Consider the following 2,024-nt stretch of genomic DNA (forward strand, 5'->3'; position numbering starts at 1 on the left):
GGCACCCCGCCCCCGCCTATCTTAGGGGGTGCAGGGCCGGTGGGCAGGGCAGGAGGCGGACCCCCTGTCCACCTCCGTCGGGGCGTTCCCGGCGGGAATCCCTTGCCCCGGCCGGCGGGGGTGCGTGAGCGACCAGAGCGAGGAGGGCACGTACCCCAAATCCCTGAAGGCCTGAGGTCTTCCTGTCTGCGCCCAGGCGGGTTTTCTCTTTGCGCAGGTTCCACGAGGAGGCAGCCCCGGTCTCGGGAGCTGGCGGGACCACCCCCGGCTCCGGCAGGGCATCATGATGGACGTCACCGACCCGGAATTGCCAGACGACGCGCTACGCGAGCACCAGGACTGGTACCGCAGCTTGTTCGACGGCGTGCCCGTGGGGATCTATCGGAGCACGCCGAGCGGCGAGTTCCTCGACGTCAACGACGGCCTGGTGCAGATGCTCGGCTACCCGAACCGGAAGGCCCTGCTGGCGATCAACGCCACCGAGCTCTACGTGGAACGCGAGGATCGTGAGCGCTGGAAGAGCTTGCTCGGCCGCCAGGGGGTCGTCCGGGATTTCGAGGTTCCGATCCGCCGGAGCGACGGTGGGATCATCTGGGTGCGGAACACCAGCCGGGCCGTCCGGAACCGCACCAGCCAGGTCCTGTATTACGAAGGGGTGATGGAGGACAGGACCGCACAGCGGCGTGCGGAGCATGCCCGCCAGGCGCGGGTCCGCCAGCAGGCCGGAGTGGCTGCCCTCGGCCTGCGGGCGCTAGAAGGGGGCGATCTCCCCCCGCTGATGGACGAGGCGGTGCGGCTCGTTGCCCGATCCCTCGAGGTGGAGTACTGCAAGGTCCTGGAGCTCCTCCCGCAGGGGGATAGCCTGCTGCTCCGGGCGGGCGTAGGGTGGAAGGAGGGCTCCGTGGGCCAGGCAACGGTCGGGGCGGGGGCCGACTCGCAGGCCGGCTATACCCTCCTCGCCGGGAAGCCAGTCATCGTGGAGGACCTGCGAACCGAGACCCGGTTCAGCGGGCCGCCCCTGCTCCGCGACCACGGGGTCATCAGTGGTCTGAGCGTCATCATCAACGGGGGAGACCGCCCCTTCGGGGTGATGGGCGGGCATACGGCGGCCCGCCGGGTCTTCACGGAGGATGACACGCATTTCCTCCAGGCCGTCGCCAATGTGCTGGCCGGGGCCATCGTGCGCCGGCGAGCGGAGGACGGCCGCGCCCAGCTCCTGCAGCGGCTGATCACAGCGCAGGAGGAGGAGCGGCGGCGGATCGCCCGGGAGCTGCACGATGAGATCGGGCAGTTGCTCACCTCCCTGCTCCTCGAGCTGCAAGGGCTGGAAAGCCTGGAGAGCCTGGAGCAGGCGAAGAGCAGGACCGCTCGGCTCCGTGCGCTGGTCGCGAAGACGCTGGAGGAGCTGCAGCGCCAGGTCGTGGCCCTTCGGCCAAGTATCCTCGATGATCTGGGCCTCATCCCCGCCCTGGAGCGCTGCGTGGAAGGCTACGAGGCGACGAGCGGCCTCCGCATTGACTTCGTTGCCCAGCGCCTCCAGGGGATCCTGCTCCCCCCCCACCTCGAGACCACCCTCTACCGGATCGTCCAGGAGGCCCTGACCAATGTGATCAAGCATTCACGAGCGCGAGCCGCCAGCGTCCTCCTCAAGCACCGTGGGCAGGCCGTGATCGCGGTCGTGGAAGACGAGGGCGTGGGGTTCGATGCTGCCGCCGTGCAGCGAGCGCGCGGGGCGGCCAAGGGCCTCGGACTCGTCAGCATGAAGGAGCGGGCCGCCCTCGTGGGGGGGAGGCTTACGATCGAATCGGAGGCCGGGAAGGGCACGACGATTGTTGCCGAGATCCCGCTCCAGACGCCGCAAGGGACGCCATGAAGCCGATCCGGATCGTCTTGGCCGATGATCACGCCGTGCTGCGGGCCGGGCTCCGGATGCTCATCAACGCTCAGCCGGACATGGAGGTCGTGGGGGAAGCCTCGGAGGGGAGAGCGGCGATCGAACGAGCCACAGCCCTTCGCCCCGATGT

General features: G+C 69.4%; 2 protein-coding genes. Both read left to right on the top strand.

Annotated features, from left to right (window positions below; translation table 11 throughout):
- The first annotated feature begins 283 nt into the window (after window positions 1-283).
- Complete coding sequence (locus VGT06_07425) at window positions 284-1,873, top strand: GAF domain-containing protein (protein ID HEV8662950.1); 1,590 nt, start codon at window positions 284-286, stop codon at window positions 1,871-1,873.
- Window positions 1,870-2,024 (top strand): DNA-binding response regulator (locus VGT06_07430; GenBank protein HEV8662951.1); only part of this gene is annotated, 155 nt, incomplete at its 3' end. The genes VGT06_07425 and VGT06_07430, both read left to right, overlap by 4 nt.

The organism is Candidatus Methylomirabilis sp., from assembly GCA_036000645.1.
Taxonomy (GTDB): Bacteria; Methylomirabilota; Methylomirabilia; order Methylomirabilales; family JACPAU01; genus JACPAU01.

What these genes read in the sequence shown, in the direction of transcription:
- VGT06_07425 (HEV8662950.1), top strand. Translation starts at nt 284, where the DNA reads ATGATGGACGTCACCGACCCGGAATTGCCAGACGACGCGCTACGCGAG.